The sequence below is a fragment of the Acidovorax carolinensis genome, from assembly GCF_002157145.1.
In the GTDB taxonomy this organism is placed as follows: domain Bacteria; phylum Pseudomonadota; class Gammaproteobacteria; order Burkholderiales; family Burkholderiaceae_C; genus Acidovorax; species Acidovorax carolinensis.
In genome coordinates, this window is record NZ_CP021361.1 from 2,209,804 (window position 1) to 2,229,363 (window position 19,560).

Genomic DNA, 19,560 nt, shown 5'->3' on the forward strand with positions numbered 1-19,560 from the left:
GCCCGCCCCCGCGCCACGCGTGTAGAGTGGCCCTTGTCAGATTTCTTCTGCCGACCGTCTCCGAAAGGCCTTCCATGAAAAAACCCGTTTCCCGCCCCGCCAAACGGCCCCGACGCCCCGGCTCCCCTGCAGCAGCCCCTGCCAAACGCCAGCCTGGCACAGCGGCAAAGACCGCCAAAACGCCACGCCATTTCGCCATCATTGGCGCGGCATGGCCGGCGTGGTTTGCGCGCGCACGCTGGTGCAGGCAGGCCACCAGGTCACTGTCTTTGAAAAATCGTCCAGGGCCGGTGGGCGCACCACCACCATCGACTCCCCGTTCGGCAGCTTTGACGCCGGTGCGCAATATTTCACCGTGCGGGACCCGCGTTTTGCACAAGCCATAGACACCGTGCCCGGCGTGTGCCGGCCCTGGAGCGCCAACGCCGTGCGCGTGCTCGATGCTGCAGGCCGCGTGGCGGCCGCGGGCCTGCCCACCCGCGAACCCCACTGGGTGGCCAGCCCGGGCATGAGCGCCCTCGTCACCACCTGGGCGGCCCCGCTGCTGCAGGCCGGCCAACTCATCACCGACACCCGCGTGAGCAGCATCGAGCGCGACCCGCTCGATGGCGCCCACTGGCAGGTGCGCACCGAAGGCGCGGGCGGCACGCAGCATGTGTATGCCGGCTTTGATGCCGTGCTGCTGGCCCAGCCCGCCACGCCGGCCCAGGCGCTGCTGGCGGTTTCCGCGCTGGAAACCCCGCTGAGCACCGCCATGGCGCGCGTGACCACCGCCCCCTGCTGGACGCTGATGCTCGCCTACCCGCAAGCCGTGCGCCCGGGCCTGACCACCCTCGGCCCCCAATGGAACGCAGCCCGCAGCACCCACCACCGCATTTCGTGGCTGGCACGCGAGTCGTCCAAACCCGGCCGCACCACCGTCGAACGCTGGACGGTGCAAGCCAGTCCGGCCTGGTCGGCAGAGCACCTGGAAGACGACGCCGAGCGCGTGCAGTCCAAGCTGCTCAAGGCGTTTTCCGAAGTCACCGGCATTCGGGCCGAACCCACCCATGCCGATACGCGCCGCTGGCGCTATGCGCAAACCACGCAGCCCATGGGCCAGAGCCACCTGTGGGACGCCAGCATGGCCCTGGGCGCCTGCGGCGACTGGTGCCTGGGCCACCGCCTGGAAGACGCTTTTGTGTCCGGTCTGGAGCTGGCACTCGCCGTGGCATGACGGGCGGTGAAGGGGCCCGCCGGGCGGTTACCACGTACCAGGGCCGCTTTGCCCCCTCGCCCACCGGTCCGCTGCATGCGGGCTCGCTGGTGGCGGCGCTGTCCAGTTGGCTGGATGCGCGGGCCTGGAACGAGGGGCGCGGCGGACGCTGGCTGGTGCGCATCGAAGATGTGGACACACCACGTTGCGTGCGCGGCGCTGCCGAACTCATCTTGCAGCAGCTGGCCACCTGCGGGCTGCTGCCCGACGCACCGCCGGTATGGCAATCCGAGCGCGGCGCGCTGTACCAGCAGGCGCTGGACCAGCTCATCGCACAGGGCCATACCTACCCCTGTGCCTGTTCCCGCAAGGACATCGAAGACGCCCATGCGGCGCAAGGCCATGACCGCGCACGCCACGCCACCTTGCCCTACCCCGGCACCTGCCGCCATGGCCTGCGTGGCCGGCCCGCGCGATCGTGGCGGTTCAACACCACGGAATTCAAGCCAAAATACCCTCTAGCGCCTATGGATAAAGCGCAAGCAGCTACATTTTCAATAGCAAACGGTACGGTGCGCTGGGCGGACCGTCGCCTCGGCCCCCAGGCGCAGCATGTGGCCAGCGCTGTGGGCGACTTCGTGTTGCGCCGCGCAGACGGACTGTGGGCCTACCAGCTGGCCGTGGTGGTGGACGACGCGGCCCAGCAGATCACCCATGTGGTGCGCGGCGAAGACCTGGCCGACAACACGCCGCGCCAGATCCTGCTGCAGCAGGCGCTGGGGGTGGCAACACCGAGCTACCTGCACACCCCGCTGGTCTGCGGCGCCAATGGGGAAAAACTCTCCAAGCAAAACGGCGCCGCGGCGCTCGACCTTGATGATCCCCTGCAGGCCCTGGGCAACGCGGCCCGGACGCTCGGCCTTCCGCCCCTGGACCCTTCGCACAAAAATTCGCTACCGGACGCATTGGGGATGTGGGTCAATGCCTGGGCGCGAACCTACAATGGGCCATCGTGACCGAACTGATCATTTCTCCAGACTCCGCGCGCCCTGCAGCCGCTTCAGCCGCTGCCGCCCCTGCCCCCGACGGCACACCGCCCCCCGGCGTGGCCTACCCCAAGACCATCAAGAGCTTTGTGCGCCGCGCCGGCCGCACCACCACCGGCCAGGCCAAAGCCTTCGAGGAGCTGGGCCCCCGCTTTGTGCTGCCCTACACCGCGGCCCCGCTTAATGCCGATGCGGCCTTCGGCCGCAACGCACCGCTGGTGCTCGAAATCGGGTTTGGCATGGGCGAGGCCACGGCCCACATCGCCAAGGTGCGCCCCGACGACAATTTTCTGTGCTGCGAAGTACACGAACCCGGTGTTGGCGCCCTGCTCAAGCGCATTGGCGAGCACGGCCTGACCAACATTCGCATCCTGCAGCATGATGCCGTCGAGGTGATCGACAACATGCTGCCGCCCGCCTGCCTGGACGGCATCCACATCTTCTTCCCAGACCCGTGGCACAAGAAGAAGCACAACAAGCGCCGCCTGATCCAGTCCCCCCTTGTTGCCAAGCTGGCCGCGCGCCTCAAGCCCGGTGGCTACCTGCACTGCGCCACCGACTGGCAACCCTATGCCGAGCAGATGCTCCAGGTGCTGGGCGCAGAGCCCTTGCTTGCCAACACCGCCGAAGGCTTTGCACCGCAACCCGATTACCGCCCCCTGACCAAGTTCGAGAACCGTGGCCTGCGACTGGGGCATGGCGTCTGGGACGTGGTCTTCGTGCGCCGCAGCTGAGTGCCCGAAAACGCAAGCGCAGCCCCCCCCTGTTCATGAAGCCCATCCTGCAAAACCTGGTCGAAATGACCGGCCACCGAGACCACTTGCGCCTGGAAGTGTCGGTGCTGTCAACGCTGCAACAGCTCAACAGCACCACCGAAGTGCGGGCTCTCGAAGTGTTCACCGATGGCGGCACCACCCATGTGCGCCCACGCACCTGGCTGCAGAATGGCGAACTGGTTTCCACCGACTCGGAAGCCGCCAGCGACCCGCACCGCGAACCCCTGCACAACTACCCGGCCCTGTGCCAGTGCATCGAGAAACGCGAGATCCGCGCAACGGCCAGCGTGCAAAAAAGTCGCTATACGCTGTGGTTGCCCGTGTGGATGCACGACAAGGTCAGCACCTGTCTGGAGATCACGCAGTCGCGGCCCTTTTCTGCGCACAAGCTCGATGTGATCCAGGGGATCTTTCACGTCTACCAGAACTACCAGAGCCTGCTGGACTACAGCGAGCGCGACGCACTCACGGGGCTGCTCAATCGCAAGACCTTTGACGAGCAGTTTTCCCGCAACCCCACCGCCAGCCTGGCCCGCCGTATGAGCCCGGCCGCAGCGGGCGTGCCGGACGGCGACGAAGCGTCCTGCGGCGAACCCGCTGTCGAGCAATGGCTGGCCGTGGTGGACGTGGACCATTTCAAGCAAGTCAACGACCGCTTCGGCCACCTGTATGGCGACGAGGTGCTGATCCTGATTGCCAACATCCTGCGCAGCTCCTTTCGCAGCCACGACCGCATCTTCCGCTTCGGGGGCGAAGAGTTTGTGGTGCTGCTGCGCTCCACGAACCTGGCCACGGCGCACAAGGTGTTCAACCGCTTTCGCCTCGCCGTGCAGGAATACCATTTCCCCCAGGTGGGACAGGTGACCGTGAGCATGGGTTTTGTCAGCACATCCAGGGGCTCGCCGGTGGAAATCCTGGGGCAGGCCGACCAGGCGCTCTACCACGCCAAGGAAAACGGGCGCAACCAGGTCTGTTTCTACGACGATCTGGTGGCCAGCGGCCATCTGGCAGCCAAGGTGGCCAACGACAGCGTCGAGCTGTTCTGAGGCTCAGTCCTGCAGCGCCAGCGCGGGAGCTGGCTTCAGATCTGCCAGGCGCTCAATGGCATCCAGATCGACCGCATCATGCTGGGCCAACGGCAAGAATTGCTCGGCATAGTCTCGCCAGACGCCGCCATGCAGAAAAACGCGGAACACCTGCGAATCGATGTGCTGGTTACGCACCATGCCGGCCATGATTGCCAATGACTCTGAAAGCGTCTTGGGTAGCTTGTAAGGCCTGTCGGAGGCGGTCAGTGCCTCAAAGATATCCGCCAGTGTCATCACCCGGTCCGCCAGCGTGAGCTCATCGCCCTTGAGGCGCCGCGGATAGCCCGTTCCATCGAGCTTTTCATGGTGCGAACCCGCAATGGCTGGCACGCGCGCCAGATGCGGCGGAAATGGCAGGCTGTTGAGCATGATGATGGTCTGCACAATGTGGTCGTTGATCTTGAAACGGTCTTCTGCCGTGAGCGTGCCGCGTCGCACCGAGAGGTTGTGCAACTCGCCCAGGTGAATCTCCTGCGGGGGCAGTACCATGTCAAAGCCCCATTGATTGGCCGGGTTGCCCACCTCCACCGGCGGGCGTTGCCCTCCCCAGGGCACGACGTGCTCCGGCCGGTCGGCGAGCAGGCATTCGGTGGCCGGCAGGTTGCGCGGCGGCACTCCCGCAAGCCGCTCGCGTTCAGCCTGCGACAGGCCGATACGGTCGTCAAAATGCCGTTGCCACTGGGTCTGGCCAATGGCCTGCAGGCGCTGCACATCGGAATCAGCCATGGCTTCGCCTCCAACGTTGCTGCCAGCCACGAAGGCAAAATCTTCCTGCAGCTGAGCGCGCTTGCGCACGAGTTCGGTCTGCAGCCTTGCCGGGTCGCCGCCATCCTCCCGCTGCTGCCAATAGTCCAGTTCAGCATCCCGCCACAACACCTCAAAGCGCATGCGCACTTCATGGATCCGGTTGTAGATGGTCTCGAGCTTGGTGGCCTTGTCGATGATGTGCTCGGGGCTGGTGACCTTGCCAACGTCATGCAGCCATGCTCCCAGGCGAAACTCATACATCTCGGCATCGGTCATGGAAACCTCGGCAAAAGGCCCTTCCCGAGTGTCGCAAATGCGCTGCATCAAGGCCTCGGCCAACTGGGGCACCCGCTCGCAGTGGCCGCCGGTGTAGGGGCTCTTGGCGTCGATCGTATGGGCCAGCACCAGGATGACCGCATCAAACAGCTTGCGCTGCCCCTCGATGAGGTTGCGCGTTTCAATGGCCACCGACAAGGTGCCCGAAAGTTTCTCCACAAAAGCGCGAAAGTTGCCACCATCGCGGCGCTGGTCCTGCACAAAGCGCAGCACCAACAGCCCCAGTGGCTGGCCGCCCCGCGTGTGCAGCTGGGCACGCAGCACCTGCTGCGCAGGCATGTCCGGTTCGTCCAGTGCCGCTTCTTCGTCCTCCGCCTGGCGATCCGCGTAGTTAATGAAATGCGCCATTCCCAGCTGGTCCGGATAGCGCGGTTGGTCCTGCGGATCCTCGCAATGGCGGGCTGTGCGCACCAGGTTTGCGTGTTTGGCATCCACCAGATAGACGGCGCCGCTGCGACAACTGGTCGCCTGCACCAGCTGGTAGAGCACGCTTGACAGCATCACATCCAGGCGCGACTCGGCACTGATGTGGTGGGAAATGTGCAAAAAATCCTGGATGGTGTCGGACATGCGGTCCATCACAAGCCCCAGCTCGCGCACCTCGCGCACCTGGGAATCCGGGCGCGGCGGGCGCCGGAAATCAAAACGCGCCAGTGCATGGGCCTGGGCTGTCAGGCCACTGATGCTGCGTCCCACGCGCCGCCCGGCGATCCACCCCAAGGGCAGAAGCGCTGCAAGCAGCCCCAGGGCAATCCACACCTGCCGGCGCAAGTCCCGATTGAGGTCCTTGAGCAGTTCCGCCGTGGGAATGCTCATCAGCAACTGCAAGTCATTCCAGCGCATGGATGGAAGCGGCTGCACCTGGCCCAGCCATTCTTCGCCCTGTGCCTCAAAGCGGCGCGACTCGCCGTTTCGCACATGCAGCGGCTGCAGCGCCATCAGGCTGGGCACGCCCAACTCGCTCAGAGGTCGCGTGTGGGTCACTTCGCCATCGAGCTGCAGCACGCGGGACATGTCAGGATAGGCAAGCAGGCGGAAATCCTTGTCCACAACCGCAATCTCGGTGCGCGGCATGAGGCGCAATTGACCGATCTCCCTGCCCAGATCGGTCAGTGCCACATCCAGACCCAGCACGGCACGGCCCTCTTCACTGGGTTGGCTCAACGTGACGCCCAACTCCTGCGTGGTGAAAAACACATAAGGTGCCGTAAGTATCTGCGCGCTGGTTTGCCGCGCCTCTGCATACCAAGGACGTGTGCGCGGGTCATAGCTGTATTCTGGGCGAATCGACGTGGCCAGCAGCTGCAGCTGCGCATCGTAAAAACTCCATCGCTGTCGGCGCCGATCCAAATCTGAGCCACCGTGCCGACTGAATATTGAGCCAGGGGTGGAAGCCGACGTTTCAAGGGTCGGCTGTGGATAAGTGTAGGTGCTATCCTGGTTTGCTGATCTCCTTGCTGATGTGTTGAAGGCGCTGGGCAAGCCGCGAAGGGCGTAGCCCGTAGCGGCTTGCCCTGCGCGGTGCCTGCTCAGAATGGGTCGGGCTCAGCCTGCGTTGAGGCACTCTTTCGGTCCTGTTCCCGGGCCTTGATCCGCTTCTTCGCAGCGGCCGTGCTGCGGCTGAACCGGATCGACTCGTTGCCCGTCTCCACGATGTGGCAGTGGTGCGTGAGACGGTCCAGCAGCGCGGTGGTCATCTTCGCGTCGCCGAACACGCTGGACCATTCGGCGAAGTCCAGGTTGGTCGTGATCATCACGCTGGTGTGTTCGTACAGCTTGCTCAGCAGGTGGAACAGCAGCGCCCCGCCGGCCTGGCTGAACGGCAGATAACCCAGCTCGTCCAGGATGATCAGGTCCATGCGCAGCAAGCTGGTGGCGATGCGACCGGCCTTGCCCTGCGCCTTCTCCTGCTCCAGTGCGTTAACCAGATCGACCGTGGAGTAGAACCGCACCCGCTTGCCATGGCGGGTGATGCCCGAGACGCCGATGGCAGTGGCCAGATGGGTCTTGCCCGTGCCCGGGCCGCCCACCAGCACCACGTTGTGCGCCTCGTCGGTAAAGGCAGTGCCGGCCAGCGTGGTGACGAGCTTTCGGTCCACCGGCGAGACCGAGAAGTCAAAGCCCGCCATGTCCCGGTGCACCGGGAACTTCGCCGCGTGCATCTGGTGGCTGATCGAGCGCATCGCCCGGTCCGTGCCCTCGGCCTGCAGCAGGTGCTCGATCAGCCAGCGCGAGGTCTCGATGCCCAGGCCGCCGCCATCGCCACCGCCTTGCTCGACCAGATCAGCCCAGGCACCGGCCATGCCGTGCAGGCGCAGCGCCTTGAGTTCGACCAGCACATCAGTCTTCATGGCGGGCTCCTTCGGTGGTGGCGCCCACGGCACTGTCCGCGGTGTCGGCCCGAAGGCTGTCGTAGCGGGCCGTGTTTGCCAGCGGTGGCGTTGTCACCTTCAGCCGTGTGGCCGCCGTGGGAGGTGCCGGCTGCGCGTTGAGCCGGCTCAGCACGTTGACCACATGCTCCACGCTCACCTTGCCTGGCGCACCGCTCTCCAGCGCCAGCTCGATGGCCACCAGCACCGCGTCCAGACCGGCGCCAAGCACAATCGCCAGCACTTGCGCCATCACCCGGTCGCCTCCCGGGTTACGCAATAGCCCGCGGCGCAGCCGCTGCAGTGGCTCGGGCATGTCCGCAAAGGGCGCTCCGTTTCTCAGCGCCCCGGGCTTTCTCTGCAGCAGCGGGATGTAGTGCTGCCAGTCGTACCGGGTCTCGCCCGCGTTGCTCAGACGTTCGTGGCGGGCGATGACCTCATCATCGGCCACGATGACCACGCGGCCCGGGTACAGCCGCGTGCTCACCATCTGGCCCACGCGTTCGCACGGCACCGAATACCGGTTGCGCGCCACAGACACCAGGCAGGTGCTGGAAACCCGCGCGGGTTTCTCGACGTAGCCGTCGAAGGGCAGCGGCATGGGCATGAGGTGCGCCCGCTCGTGTTCGAGCATCTCCGACACGCTGAACTGCTTGTGCTCGGGGTGGCGTACCTCGTCCCACAACGCGCGGCAGCGCTGGCCCAGCCAGGCGTTGAGTTCGGTGAAGCTGCCGAACTTGATCTGCGCCGCGTCGATCCAGATGCGTCGGCGGCTGTCCTGCACGTTCTTCTCCACCACCCCTTTCTCCCAGCCGCTGGCCACGTTGCAGAAGTCCGGGTCATAGAGGTAGTGCGCGCACATGGTGGCAAAGCGCTCGTTGACGATGCGTCCCTTGCCCTTCTTGACCTTGTCTACAGCGGTCTTCATGTTGTCGTAGATGCCCCGGCGTGCCACGCCGCCCAGCGCGGCGAACGATCGGGTGTGGGCATCGAACAGCATCTCGTGACCCTGGCTGGGGTACGCCACCAGCCAGAAGGCCCGCGAAGCACACAGCTTCATATGCGAGACCTGCACCCGGTAGTAGATGCCGCCGATCACCATGCCTTCCTCGCTCCAGTCGAACTGGAAAGCCTCTCCCAGCTCGAAGGCCAGCGGCACGAAGGCATTGACGGCCGCCCCCTGACCCTCGCTCTGGCGCCACGCCCGGATGAAGTCGGTCACCCGCGTGTAACCCCCTTCGTAGCCCGCTTGCCTGATCTCGGCGTACAGCGCCTTGGCCGTGCGCCGCTCGTGTTTGGGCCGCCGTGCATCGGCCTTCAAGGCCAGCATGAGCGCGTCATGAAACGCCGTCAGTTTGTTGGGCTGTTCGCTGCGGCGGTACCTCGGTGGGCCGTCCACCTCGCCGTGCAGCCACTTCGCCACCGTGTTGCGCGATAGCCCTGTCATGCGCGATATCTCGCGCTCCGATTTGTTCTTGCGGGCATACAAATGCCGGATCCTGCCAATCATGTCCATGGTGATCACTCCTTGTCCTCTGCTGCACAAAAAAGCAGCAGATTAAGTTGTTCACCTGGCTCAGTTTTGGGTCGGCACTACCCTCAAAAGTGGCTCAGTTTTCGGTCGGCGCCAACACTCCATCGCCCCTCCAGGGGCGCACCGCCCTGCTCTTGTGCCCGCGACTGCAAAAGAAATGCGGCGTTCTGCGGCGCACCCAGCTTCTCGCGCAAGTCCGCGTGGCGCAGCGGCCGTACAAGCAGAAACTGCCCGTCGGGGTAGCCCACGTACACGGCCGACAACAGCTGGTTCTGATTGAGCAAACGAGTCAGAACCGGCAGGCGACGCAGACGCGCGGCAAGATTGGGTGCCGTGGTGACAGGGTCGAACGCCAGCAGCCTCAAGGTGGCGTCGGCCGGATCCACGATACGATGCACCCGCTCGCTGATGATTTGGCTGATGCGCTGTGCGCTCTCACTGGAGGCTGTCGTGATGGCCTGGCGGGCACTGGCGCTGAGCTGGTATGCCATCAGCGCCGTCAGCAGCAGCATGGCCAGCACCACCACCGAGGCACTCAGCACCTCAAAGCGGACGGTGATGCGCCTCCACCAAGGCTGCTGCGCTCCCACTCCGGCGCGGAGCGCCTGGTGACGGTTGGAATCGGAACCCGGGGCGCGTTGTGAATCCATGCACCCGATAGTAAGTGCAAACGGTTACAAGTCACCCCGTTGGCGTGGATCAGCGGGCGCCGCCGCTGGCCATCACAGCTGCTGGGTCACCCAACCCGTCACCGAGGCCAGCGCTGCGGGCAGCTTGGAGGCATCGGTGCCACCGGCCATGGCCATGTCGGGCTTGCCGCCGCCCTTGCCACCCACTTGGCTGGCCACAAAGTTCACCAGCTCACCGGCCTTGATGCGGCCCACGCTGTCGGCCGTCACGCCCGCTGCGATCTGCACCTTGTCGCCATCGACAGCTGCCAGCACGATGGCGGCCGTCTTGAGCTTGTCCTTGAGCTTGTCCATGGTGTCGCGCAGGGTCTTCGCGTCGGCACCGGGCAGCACGACGGCAAGTACCTTGAGGCCCTTCACCTCCACTGCCTGCGTCAACAACTCGTCGCCCTGGGCAGAAGCCAGCTTGCCCTTGAGGGCGGCGACTTCCTTTTCCAGCGTGCGGACGTTCTCCAGCGCCTGGGCAATGCGGGTGTTCAGCTCGGCCACCGGGGTCTTGAGGGTGCTGGCGGCCTGGTTCACGGTGTCTTCCAGGTTCTGCAGATAGGCCAGCGCGTTGGCGCCGGTCACGGCCTCGATACGGCGAATGCCTGCGGCCACACCGCCTTCGCCCACCACCTTGAACAGGCCGATGTCGCCCGTGCGCTGCACGTGCGTGCCGCCACACAGTTCGCGGCTGGTGCCGATATCGAGCACGCGCACGGTCTCGCCGTACTTCTCGCCGAACAGCATCATGGCGCCGGTCTTCTGGGCCGACTCGATGTCCATCACGCGGGCCTGCGTGGGCTGGTTGGCGAGGATTTCCTCGTTGACGCGGCGCTCGATCTCGCGGATCTCGGCATCGGTCACGGCGGCGTTGTGCGCAAAGTCAAAGCGCGTGCGCTCGGCGTTGACCAGGCTGCCCTTTTGCTGCACGTGGCTGCCCAGCACTTCGCGCAATGCCTTGTGCATGATGTGCGTGACCGAGTGGTTGCGCATGGTGGCGGCGCGCACGGCGGTGTTGACCTGGGCCTGCACCGTGTCGCCCACGTTCAGCGTGCCCTCTTCGAGCGTGCCGTGGTGGCCAAACACATCGGCCTTGATCTTGAGGGTGTCGCCCACCGCAAAACGGGCCGAACCGCTGGTGATGACGCCCTCGTCACCCACCTGGCCGCCGCTTTCGGCGTAAAACGGGGTCGTATCGAGCACCACCACGCCGTTCTGGCCCGCTTTCAGGGCTGCAGCGCTTGTGCCGTCTACGTAGATAGCTACGATTTTTGCAGTTTCTGCCAGGTGCTCGTAGCCGGTGAACTGGTTGGCCGCGCCGGTGTACTCCAGCGCCTTGTCCATCTTGAACTTGCCAGCCGCGCGGGCCTGGGCCTTCTGCTTTTCCATGGCGGTCTTGAAGCCGGCCTCGTCCACTTCCACGTCGCGTTCGCGGCACACGTCGTTGGTCAAATCGAGCGGAAAGCCATAAGTGTCGTGCAGCTTGAAGGCCACGTCGCCGGGCAGCACCTTGGCGCCGCCGTCCAGGGCCGCGTCGAGAATTTCCATGCCGTTGGCCAGTGTTTCGAAGAATCGCTCTTCCTCGGTCTTGAGCACCTCGGTGATGCGCTGCTCCTGCGCGCGCAGCGAGGGGTAGGCATCGCCCATCACGCGCACCAGGTCGGCCACCAGCTTGTGGAAGAACGGCGTCTTTTTGCCCAGCTTGTAACCGTGACGGATGGCGCGGCGCACGATGCGGCGCTGCACGTAGCCGCGGCCTTCGTTGCTGGGGATCACGCCGTCGCTCACCAAAAACGCGGTGGCGCGGATGTGGTCGGCAATCACGCGCAGGGATTTGTGATTCAGGTCCGTCTCACCGGTTTCGCGCGCTGCAGCCTTGATGAGCGCGTCGAACAGGTCGATTTCGTAGTTGCTGTGCACATGCTGCAGGATGGCCGCCAGCCGCTCCAGCCCCATGCCGGTGTCCACGCAGGGCGCTGGCAGCGGGGTCACTGCACCGGTCTCGTCCATGTTGAACTGCATGAACACGTTGTTCCAGATTTCGATGAAGCGGTCGCCGTCTTCATCGGGGCTGCCCGGAGGGCCGCCGGGGATATGGTCGCCGTGGTCGTAGAAGATCTCGCTGCAGGGGCCGCAAGGTCCCGTATCAGCCATCATCCAGAAGTTGTCGGACTTGTAGCGCCCACCCTTGTTGTCGCCAATGCGGATGACGCGCTCGGGCGGCAGGCCGATTTCCTTGGTCCAGATGTCATAGGCCTCGTCGTCCTCCTGGTACACGGTGGCCAGCAGGCGGTCGGCGGGCAGCTTGTAGACCTCGGTCAGCAGCTCCCAGGCCCATTTCAGCGACTCGCGCTTGAAGTAGTCGCCAAAGCTCCAGTTGCCCAGCATCTCGAAGAAGGTGTGGTGGCGCGCGGTATAGCCCACGTTCTCCAGATCGTTGTGCTTGCCGCCGGCGCGCAGACAGGCCTGCACAGACACGGCCCGGTTGTAGGGACGCTTGTCGGTGCCCAGAAACACATCCTTGAACTGCACCATGCCCGAGTTGGTGAACATCAGCGTCGGGTCGTTGCCGGGCACCAGCGGGCTGGATGCCACGATGGTGTGACCCTTGGAGGCAAAAAAGTCCAGGAAAGTCTTGCGGATGTCGGCAACGGTGAATGTAGGGGTCATGGGCTTTTTCTTCACGAACGGAGGTGCTGCGGCAGGCCTGCGCTGCTCCAGGCAGGCGGACGGGGGATTTTAGGGGGTTTCACCCGCCACCCGCCCCCGCCCTGATGCCCGGCCCTCAACCCGAATCCCGCCGTCAGCCCTGCTTGGTGGTCATTTCCAGTTTCACGATGCGGCCGTCCACCGGGTGATGGACGATCTCGACGCGATTGCCGTCCTTGTCCCAGCCGTGCATCTTGTAGCAGCTTGCTTTGGTGACGGCGAAGCGCTCGATCGAGTAGCCCGCGTCCACCAGCTTTTGCAGCATTTGCGCCTGGGTGAGCCGGGTGTCGGTGCGGGTCGCCGTGCACGATGGGGAATCGGCAAAGGCGGATGTGCCCAGCAGCAGTGCAGCGGCTGCGGCGCAAAGGGTATGGGTCTTCATGATGATCTCCTGTTGGCATGCCGGATTGGCATGGGGACCATTGTGGAAACGCCCCCTGAAGATCGGCTGAACAGCCCCTGCAAAGAAGCGGCGCTGCGCTCAGGTTCGTCAGGTGCTACGCTTGGGTTTTACCCGCCCACACGAGACAAGCATGGACACCAAAACCTCCCCCCTCGCTCAGCTCAACGACCCCAGCCTCCTCAAGACCGATGGCCTGATCAACGGCCAGTGGGTGGCGGGCAGCAGCCGCTTTGACGTGCACGACCCTGCCACGGGGCAAAAGCTGGCCGATGTGGCCAACCTGGGCCCGCAGGACGCCGAGGCCGCCATCGCCGCCGCCAACGCCGCCTGGCCAGCCTGGAAAACCAAAACCGCCAAGGAGCGCAGCATCATCCTGCGCAAGTGGCACGACCTGCTCATGGCCAACCAGGACGACCTGGGCCGCATCATGACGGCCGAGCAGGGCAAGCCTTTCCCCGAGGCCAAGGGCGAAGTGGCTTATGGCGCAAGCTTTGTGGAATGGTTTGCCGAGGAAGCCAAACGCATCAACGGCGAGACCCTGCCGCAGTTCGACAACAGCCGCCGCCTGCTGGTCCTGAAGCAACCCATCGGCGTGTGCGCGGCCATCACGCCCTGGAACTTTCCGCTGGCCATGATCACGCGCAAGGTGGCGCCTGCGCTGGCCGCTGGCTGCCCGGTGGTCATCAAGCCGGCCGAACTCACACCGCTCACCGCCCTGGCGGTGGCTGAACTGGCCCAGCGTGCGGGCATCCCGGCGGGCGTGCTCAATATCCTGAGTGCCGATGCCGCCAATTCGATCGCCATCGGCAAGGTGCTGTGCGCCAGCGACGTGGTGCGCCACATCAGCTTCACGGGCAGCACCGAGGTGGGCCGCATCCTGATGGCGCAGTCGGCTCCCACGGTCAAGAAAATGTCGCTGGAGCTGGGCGGCAACGCGCCCTTCATCGTGTTCGACGACGCCGACATCGACAGCGCCGTGGAAGGCGCCTTTGCCAGCAAGTACCGCAACGCCGGCCAGACCTGTGTTTGCACCAACCGCTTTTACGTGCAGGAAGGCGTGTACGACGAGTTCGTGACCAAGTTCGCTGCCAGGGTTTTGACGGCCAAGGTGGGCAACGGCTTTGAAGCCGGCGTGAACCAGGGCCCGCTGATCGAGGAAGCCGCACTCGTGAAAGTGCAGCGCCATGTCGATGACGCCATTGCCAAGGGCGGCCAGGTGGTGGCAGGCGGCAAGCGCCTGTCCAGCCTGGGCTCGGGCCAGTTCTTCGAGCCCACGGTGGTGGCGGGTGCCACCGCCGACATGCTGTGCGCGCGCGAAGAAACCTTTGGTCCCTTTGCGCCTGTCTTTTCTTTCAAGACCGAGCAGGAAGCCATCGATGCGGCCAATGCCACCGAGTTCGGCCTGGCCAGCTATTTCTACAGCCGCGACGTGGGCCGCATCTTCCGCGTGAGCGAAGCGCTGGAGTACGGCATGGTGGGCATCAACGTGGGCATCCTGGCCACCGAGCATGTGCCCTTTGGTGGCGTCAAGCAATCCGGCCTGGGCCGCGAAGGCTCGCACTACGGCATCGACGACTATGTGGAAATCAAGTACCTGTGCCTGGGGGATATCCAGAAGTGAAGCCTGTGTCAGCACGATAACGCGGCCAGCTGCCGCGCGTCATGCCGCAGTCACCGCGCGGGGTTCCCGCAAGGCCAGGAACCGCATCACTGCCGCCGTGCGGGTTTCCACGCCAAGCTTCACGTAGATGTGCTCCAGGTGTTTTTGCACCGTGCGCGGGCTGATGGACAGCAGCGCGGCAATGTCTGCATCGGTCTTGCCACATGCCAACCATTGCAGCACGTCGCGCTCGCGCGTTGTCAGTTCGCTGGGCGCGGGGTCAGGCAACAGGAACACTGGCGGCGGCGCAGGTGCACCACCTGCCACTTGCACCGCTGCCCGGCAGGCATGGCCATACAGAAATACCAGGTGGGGTCGCAACAGTTCGAGCCGCTCGCGATCGCGCTCAGAAAAATCAAACCGGTGCCGGTGCAGCACAAAGCCCACGAGCGAGTCTCCACCTTGGCACAGCGGCACGGCAATGGCGTGCTCCAGACCGATGCGCCGGCAACAGTCGGCATACGGCGCACTGCACTGAAAGTCCACGCGGCTGACGGCATCGGACATGCGTTGCGTGAAACGCCCACCATTCAATGCATAAAGGCGCACGAGCGGGTGTTCAAAAAAATGCCGGTCGAAGCACACGCTCTCCTCCGCCCCCATGCAGTCACTGGGCAGACCCACCACCTGGCAACGGCTGGTTCGCAAGTCACAGACTGACAGTGTCGTGAGTTCGGAGGCTACGTAGCGGTTCAGCGCAACGACCGCAGCGCGCGCGAAACCTTCAACATCGTCGGACTGCGCCTCGATGAACGCCAGAAGCTGCAGGGCGGCGGCGTAGGCATTGCGGGTGAGATGGTTCATCACGCGGCGTTCTCAATGGTGCATACGCATTGCTACGTATTGGCGCCCTGCCCCGTTTGGTTGGACCATTCCGTTGCGGGTGTTCAGAGCCAGCCAGTATAGGCACTGCCCCGCACCAGCGCCAGTGGAGCAAAGGAGCAAAGCACGGCCATCAATGCCAACAACCGATTGAATGACAACCCCAACCCCGTCGGGCGTGTGATCTATTGCGCCTTCACCCTCATCTGCACCCCCGCCTCAAGGGAGCAGGAAGCAGGCTTGTAACTGGGCGCGAGGACTGGTGAGGCGCGTCTGCGCAAGGTTGTCACCGAAGGTGGCTTCTCCCAGTGCCGGCGCGCCGCACAAACGCCCTTCAATCTGGTTTACGAGGCACATCCCTGAAAGGAAACACCATGTCACGCCAATACATCGATTGCCGCGAATTTCCCAGCACCATGCATTGCAGCGTCGCCATCAGCGCCGACACGCCCAAGGAGTTGCTGGAGGCAGCCGTTCAACATGCCACAACGGTGCACGGCCACCAAGATTCGCCCGAACTGCGCCAGCAACTGACCCAGATGTTCAAGCCCGGCACGCCACCCGTGACCTTGCCGAGCACCAAGGCGGCCTGACGTCCTTGCCGGCCTGCACGCTGCGATGGCCTGAAAAACACGCTGCGCCAGTGCAACCAGTGCATTCACCCTGCAGGCCACACCTCGACCGCAAACCGGTCAAGGTGTTTTCCAAGCGGTGGGATGCCCCGTTCCGATTTCGACCCTGTCAGGTCCCTATAATCGCGCCTGCTGCGGGTGTAGTTCAATGGTAGAACGGCAGCTTCCCAAGCTTCATACGAGGGTTCGATTCCCTTCACCCGCTCCATTTTTCATAGCATAAAACGCACGCATCAATGGCGCTACAAGCCTTTTCGATGCTTTTACAGGTATCGACGCCTGGCGCACCTCCCTCCCGTTTCTTTCGCTGTCAGCCTAATGGCAGCAGCGTACGTTCGCTCTCGAAGTGGCGCACTACACCCGTCAGCGGATCGACAAACTCCAGCGACCGCGCCAGCAGCTGCAGCGGCCGCGAGTAGTCGCCCTCGGGCGGGTCGTTGACGACCGGGTAGAACGGGTCATTGCGCAGCGGCAAGCCCAGCGCGGCCATGTGCACCCGCAACTGGTGGCGCTTGCCGGTGATGGGCGACAGGCGGTAGCGCGCCCAGCCGCTCGCCACCTCCAGCACCTGCATATGGGTGTGGCTGTTGGGCTCGCCGGGCACTTCATGCATGCGAAAGAACTGCGGGCTTTCTTCCATGCGGCTGAAGTGGTCGCGCGGGAAGGCCACATCCGCGCGCCAGGGCGCAATGGCGTCGTAGTGCTTGGTGATCTGGCGATCCCGGAACAAGGCCTGGTACACGCCGCGCGTGCTCTGCTGGACGGAGAGCAGCACCAGCCCGGCCGTGTCGCGGTCGATGCGGTGCAGCGGCGACAACTCGGGCAGCCCGAGCTGGCGCTTGAGCCGCACCAGCAGTGTGTTGTGCAGGTAACGGCCGGAAGGCGTCACAGGCATGAAGTGCGGCTTGTCGGCCACCACAAGGTGCTCGTCCTGGTACAGCACCGTCTCACAGAACGGCAGCACCGGCTCTGCGGGCAGGCTGCGGTAGTAGTACAGGCGCAGGCCGCCTTCAAACGGCCGCTCGGGCACCACAGGCTGGCCGCGCTCGTCCACCACCTCGCCCGCATGCATGCGCTGGCACCATTGCGCGCGCGTCACCACGGGCAAGCGCTGCACCAGAAAGTCCAGCATGCTGCCCTGGCCGCGTGTGGGCAGCACCACGCAACTGGGGCTCACGCCGTCGCGCACGGGCAGAACGTGGGGATGGTGGGGGTTGTGCATGGCGTGCGGATTTTAGAAGGCTGTAGGACAACTGCGCCAATACGTCCTTTGCGGCGCGGCATCGGCCAAAAAACGCGCTCTGCGGGCTAGCATGACACCTCCATGACAGAACCCCAGACTGCCCCCCAAACCGTGCCGGCATCGGCACCCTTGCCGCCCGCACCACCCCCAACACCGCGCCGCCGCCGGTGGCCGCGTATCGCGCTGGGTGTGTCAGGCGGCTTGGTCGGGCTGGTGGTGATCGGCGCCGTTGTGCTGACCCAGTTTGACTGGAACCGTGCCAAACCCTGGCTGAACCAGACCTTGAGCGATGCCACCGGCCGCCACGTTGCGGTGGAAGGCGATCTTTCGGCCACCTGGCAATGGCCACAGACGCTGGACAGTGGCTGGCGCCGCTTTTTGCCGGGCGTCACGCTGCAAGGCACGCAGCTGGTCATGCAAGACCCTCCCGGCTTTGCCCGCCCTGGCAAGGCCGCCGAACCCCGGCCCATGGCCCGCGCCGAAATGGCACGGGCATCGCTCAAGCTCTGGCCCCTGCTGGCGCGCGAAGTGGCCATTGACACCCTGGAGCTCACGGGCCCCGACGTTGCCCTGGCCCGCCTCGGCGATGGCCGCAACAACTGGACCTTCGAGCGCCAGCGCGCGCCCGATGACATCACGCCACGCTGGACGGTCGAGATCGATCAGCTGGTGGTGCGACAAGGGCAACTGGCCTACGCAGATGCGGGCAGAGACCTGGATCTGAGCGCCCGCATCGACACCCTCAACGAGGCGGCGCAGGCCCCCGCTGCACAAAGCACGGCAACGCCCGCCTCGGCCCCTGCCACTGCCAGCCCAGCAGCCGCCCACCCGGTCTACGGCGTGCGCTTTGAACTGAAGGGCACCTTGGGCAAGGCCCGCATTCAGGGCCAGGGCAAGGCAGGCACCGTGCTCTCGCTGCGCGACAAGGAGGTGAACTACCCGCTGCAATTCACCGCCAAAGCCGGCAGCCTGGAAACCGCCGTGGAAGGCATTCTGGCCAACCCCGGTGCGCTGTCGGGCATGGACCTGCAGGTGATGCTCAAGGGCGCCAGCATGGCCGACCTGTATGCGCTGACCGGCCTGGTGCTGCCCAACACCCCCGCGTTCCAGACGCGGGGCCGGCTGCAAGGCAGCCTGCAACCGGGGCGGGCGGTATGGGACTACCGCGACTTCACCGGCACCGTGGGCCAGAGCGATCTGCATGGCAACCTGCGCTTTGTGTCGGGCGCGCCGCGCGGAAAGCTCTCGGGCAGCGTCACATCCCGGCAGCTGCGCCTGGCAGACCTGGGGCCCGTGCTCGGCACGGCCACCACCGCCTCCACGCAGTCCTCCAAGGCGGGCCGCAGCGGCAAGGTGCTGCCCGATGCCCCGTTTGCCACCGACCGGTGGAACGCCATGGACATGGACCTGAAATTCTCGGGGCAGCGCGTGATCCGGCAGGGCAGCCTGCCGCTCGAAGACCTCAGCGTGCACGCCCTGCTCAGCGATGCGGTGCTGCGCCTGGACCCGCTGCACTTCGGCGTGGCCAAGGGTCAGATCGAATCGAAGGTGGTGCTGGACAGCCGCAGCAAACCGCTGACCGTGCGCCTGGACACCCGCGTGCAGAACCTGCGGCTGGCCTCGCTCTTCCCCGAGGTGGAGCTCACCAAAAAAAGCCTGGGCCGGCTCGATGGCGCGATGGCACTCAACGGCAAGGGCAACTCCGTGGCGCAATGGCTGGGCACCAGCAGCGGCGAGGCCCGCCTGTATGTGCGCGACGGCACACTGAGCCGCGAACTGCTCAACCGCGCAGCGCTCAACGTGGGCAGCATCGTGGTGGGCAAGCTGTTTGGTGACGACAAGGAAGTGCAGCTGCGCTGCGCCGTGGCCGACCTGGCCGTGCGCGAAGGCGTGGCCACGGTGCGCACCGGCAAGCTCAGCACCAATGAGGCCATTGTGGACGCCAGCGGCACCATCGACATGGCGCAGGAGCGCCTGGACCTGCACATCAAGCCCGAATCGCTGCAGTGGAAGTTCTTCTCGCTGCGCACCCCGCTGTATGTGCGCGGCAGCTTTGCCAATCCCGATGTGGGCGTGGAACCCGGCCCCCTGCTGCTGCGCGCTGGAGCAGCCATCGCCGCGGTGGTGGCGGCCCCTGCGGCGCTGGCGCTGTTGCCCGTGACGGTGCCAGGCGCCGACGACGATGCGCAGTGTGCGCCCCTGCTGGCACAGGCCACGCAGCCGGTGAAGGCGGGCCGTGCGGGTCAGCCCGCAGCGCCGGCGAGGCCTGCAACGCGCTGAAAAGCGCCCGCAGCGGAGCAGCATTTGGGCATCCAGAGAACTCCTC

At 65.1% G+C, this 19,560-nt stretch carries 14 protein-coding genes, 1 tRNA gene and 2 pseudogenes; 9 read left to right on the plus strand and 8 right to left on the minus strand.

Annotation, left to right across the window (positions count from 1 at the left end):
• Positions 1 to 74 precede the first annotated feature (74 nt).
• The 4 genes and pseudogenes from CBP34_RS10270 (at position 75) to CBP34_RS10285 (ending at position 4,063) form a co-directional block, all read left to right on the plus strand.
• Positions 75 to 1,216 (plus strand): annotated as a pseudogene (locus tag CBP34_RS10270) (NAD(P)/FAD-dependent oxidoreductase).
• A complete protein-coding gene (gene gluQRS / locus CBP34_RS10275; RefSeq protein WP_094097971.1) occupies positions 1,213 to 2,211 on the plus strand; it encodes a tRNA glutamyl-Q(34) synthetase GluQRS in 999 nt (332 codons plus the stop codon). The pseudogene CBP34_RS10270 and the gene gluQRS overlap by 4 nt, the downstream one beginning before the upstream one ends.
• 5 nt (positions 2,212 to 2,216) lie before the next feature.
• Complete coding sequence (trmB, locus tag CBP34_RS10280) at positions 2,217 to 2,975, plus strand: tRNA (guanosine(46)-N7)-methyltransferase TrmB (protein WP_418134722.1); 759 nt, start codon at positions 2,217 to 2,219, stop codon at positions 2,973 to 2,975.
• Positions 2,976 to 3,010: 35 nt separating this feature from the next.
• The gene (locus CBP34_RS10285) at positions 3,011 to 4,063 is read left to right on the plus strand and encodes a GGDEF domain-containing protein (RefSeq protein ID WP_086914079.1); all 1,053 of its coding nucleotides are present in this window, start codon (positions 3,011 to 3,013) and stop codon (positions 4,061 to 4,063) included.
• 3 nt (positions 4,064 to 4,066) lie between these two features.
• Here CBP34_RS10285 and CBP34_RS20300 read toward each other — a convergent pair whose 3' ends face one another.
• The 6 genes from CBP34_RS20300 to CBP34_RS10315 all read right to left on the minus strand — a co-directional run bounded on the left by CBP34_RS20300 (position 4,067) and on the right by CBP34_RS10315 (position 12,856).
• Entirely contained in the window at positions 4,067 to 6,352 is a 2,286-nt protein-coding gene (locus tag CBP34_RS20300) for an HD-GYP domain-containing protein (protein WP_269466772.1), read from the minus strand.
• A 365-nt stretch (positions 6,353 to 6,717) separates the two neighbouring features.
• Positions 6,718 to 7,539 carry an IS21-like element helper ATPase IstB gene (gene istB, locus CBP34_RS10295; protein ID WP_087745763.1) on the minus strand — a complete coding sequence of 274 codons (822 nt, stop codon included), beginning with the start codon at positions 7,537 to 7,539 and terminating at the stop codon, positions 6,718 to 6,720.
• Positions 7,529 to 9,073 (minus strand): IS21 family transposase, encoded by a 1,545-nt coding sequence (gene istA / locus CBP34_RS10300; RefSeq protein WP_087748263.1) that lies wholly within the window; start codon positions 9,071 to 9,073, stop codon positions 7,529 to 7,531. Before istA ends, istB begins: the two co-directional genes overlap by 11 nt.
• Positions 9,074 to 9,156: 83 nt before the next feature.
• Entirely contained in the window at positions 9,157 to 9,741 is a 585-nt protein-coding gene (locus CBP34_RS10305) for a hypothetical protein (protein WP_236748401.1), read from the minus strand.
• 72 nt (positions 9,742 to 9,813) lie between these two features.
• Positions 9,814 to 12,435 carry an alanine--tRNA ligase gene (gene alaS / locus CBP34_RS10310; RefSeq protein ID WP_094099133.1) on the minus strand — a complete coding sequence of 874 codons (2,622 nt, stop codon included), beginning with the start codon at positions 12,433 to 12,435 and terminating at the stop codon, positions 9,814 to 9,816.
• Positions 12,436 to 12,568: 133 nt separating this feature from the next.
• Positions 12,569 to 12,856 carry a PepSY domain-containing protein gene (locus CBP34_RS10315; protein ID WP_094097975.1) on the minus strand — a complete coding sequence of 96 codons (288 nt, stop codon included), beginning with the start codon at positions 12,854 to 12,856 and terminating at the stop codon, positions 12,569 to 12,571.
• A 151-nt stretch (positions 12,857 to 13,007) separates the two neighbouring features.
• Between CBP34_RS10315 and CBP34_RS10320 the strand changes: the two genes are divergently transcribed.
• On the plus strand, positions 13,008 to 14,498 hold the full coding sequence (locus tag CBP34_RS10320) for an NAD-dependent succinate-semialdehyde dehydrogenase (RefSeq protein ID WP_094097976.1): 1,491 nt from the start codon (positions 13,008 to 13,010) through the stop codon (positions 14,496 to 14,498).
• Positions 14,499 to 14,537: 39 nt separating this feature from the next.
• On the opposite strand, the gene CBP34_RS20045 is transcribed toward CBP34_RS10320, so the two are convergent.
• Positions 14,538 to 15,341 carry a helix-turn-helix transcriptional regulator gene (locus CBP34_RS20045; RefSeq protein ID WP_236748402.1) on the minus strand — a complete coding sequence of 268 codons (804 nt, stop codon included), beginning with the start codon at positions 15,339 to 15,341 and terminating at the stop codon, positions 14,538 to 14,540.
• 156 nt (positions 15,342 to 15,497) lie between these two features.
• Between CBP34_RS20045 and CBP34_RS20050 the strand changes: the two are divergent.
• From CBP34_RS20050 to CBP34_RS10340, 3 genes and pseudogenes are all read left to right on the plus strand, one after another.
• A pseudogene (locus tag CBP34_RS20050) lies at positions 15,498 to 15,722 on the plus strand (SAM-dependent methyltransferase); the annotation flags it as partial.
• Positions 15,723 to 15,733: 11 nt separating this feature from the next.
• Positions 15,734 to 15,952, plus strand: a complete 219-nt coding sequence (locus CBP34_RS10335) for a DUF1059 domain-containing protein (protein WP_086912515.1) — start codon at positions 15,734 to 15,736, stop codon at positions 15,950 to 15,952.
• Positions 15,953 to 16,125: 173 nt separating this feature from the next.
• A tRNA-Gly gene (locus tag CBP34_RS10340) sits at positions 16,126 to 16,199 on the plus strand.
• Between the two features lie 102 nt (positions 16,200 to 16,301).
• Here CBP34_RS10340 and CBP34_RS10345 read toward each other — a convergent pair.
• Positions 16,302 to 17,213, minus strand: a complete 912-nt coding sequence (locus tag CBP34_RS10345) for a pseudouridine synthase (RefSeq protein WP_094097977.1) — start codon at positions 17,211 to 17,213, stop codon at positions 16,302 to 16,304.
• Positions 17,214 to 17,315: 102 nt separating this feature from the next.
• On the opposite strand from CBP34_RS10345, the gene CBP34_RS10350 reads away from it, so the two are divergent.
• Positions 17,316 to 19,514 (plus strand): AsmA family protein, encoded by a 2,199-nt coding sequence (locus CBP34_RS10350; protein ID WP_094097978.1) that lies wholly within the window; start codon positions 17,316 to 17,318, stop codon positions 19,512 to 19,514.
• Positions 19,515 to 19,560: the final 46 nt, after the last annotated feature.

Excerpts from the sequence above, each read along its gene's own strand:
- gluQRS (WP_094097971.1), top strand. The coding sequence starts at position 1,213 with ATGACGGGCGGTGAAGGGGCCCGCCGGGCGGTTACCACGTACCAGGGC.
- CBP34_RS10285 (WP_086914079.1), top strand. The coding sequence starts at position 3,011 with ATGAAGCCCATCCTGCAAAACCTGGTCGAAATGACCGGCCACCGAGAC.
- istB (WP_087745763.1), bottom strand. The coding sequence starts at position 7,539 with ATGAAGACTGATGTGCTGGTCGAACTCAAGGCGCTGCGCCTGCACGGC.
- istA (WP_087748263.1), bottom strand. The coding sequence starts at position 9,073 with ATGGACATGATTGGCAGGATCCGGCATTTGTATGCCCGCAAGAACAAA.
- CBP34_RS10305 (WP_236748401.1), bottom strand. The coding sequence starts at position 9,741 with ATGGATTCACAACGCGCCCCGGGTTCCGATTCCAACCGTCACCAGGCG.
- alaS (WP_094099133.1), bottom strand. The coding sequence starts at position 12,435 with ATGACCCCTACATTCACCGTTGCCGACATCCGCAAGACTTTCCTGGAC.
- CBP34_RS10315 (WP_094097975.1), bottom strand. The coding sequence starts at position 12,856 with ATGAAGACCCATACCCTTTGCGCCGCAGCCGCTGCACTGCTGCTGGGC.
- CBP34_RS10320 (WP_094097976.1), top strand. The coding sequence starts at position 13,008 with ATGGACACCAAAACCTCCCCCCTCGCTCAGCTCAACGACCCCAGCCTC.
- CBP34_RS20045 (WP_236748402.1), bottom strand. The coding sequence starts at position 15,341 with ATGAACCATCTCACCCGCAATGCCTACGCCGCCGCCCTGCAGCTTCTG.
- CBP34_RS10335 (WP_086912515.1), top strand. The coding sequence starts at position 15,734 with ATGTCACGCCAATACATCGATTGCCGCGAATTTCCCAGCACCATGCAT.
- CBP34_RS10345 (WP_094097977.1), bottom strand. The coding sequence starts at position 17,213 with ATGCACAACCCCCACCATCCCCACGTTCTGCCCGTGCGCGACGGCGTG.
- CBP34_RS10350 (WP_094097978.1), top strand. The coding sequence starts at position 17,316 with ATGACAGAACCCCAGACTGCCCCCCAAACCGTGCCGGCATCGGCACCC.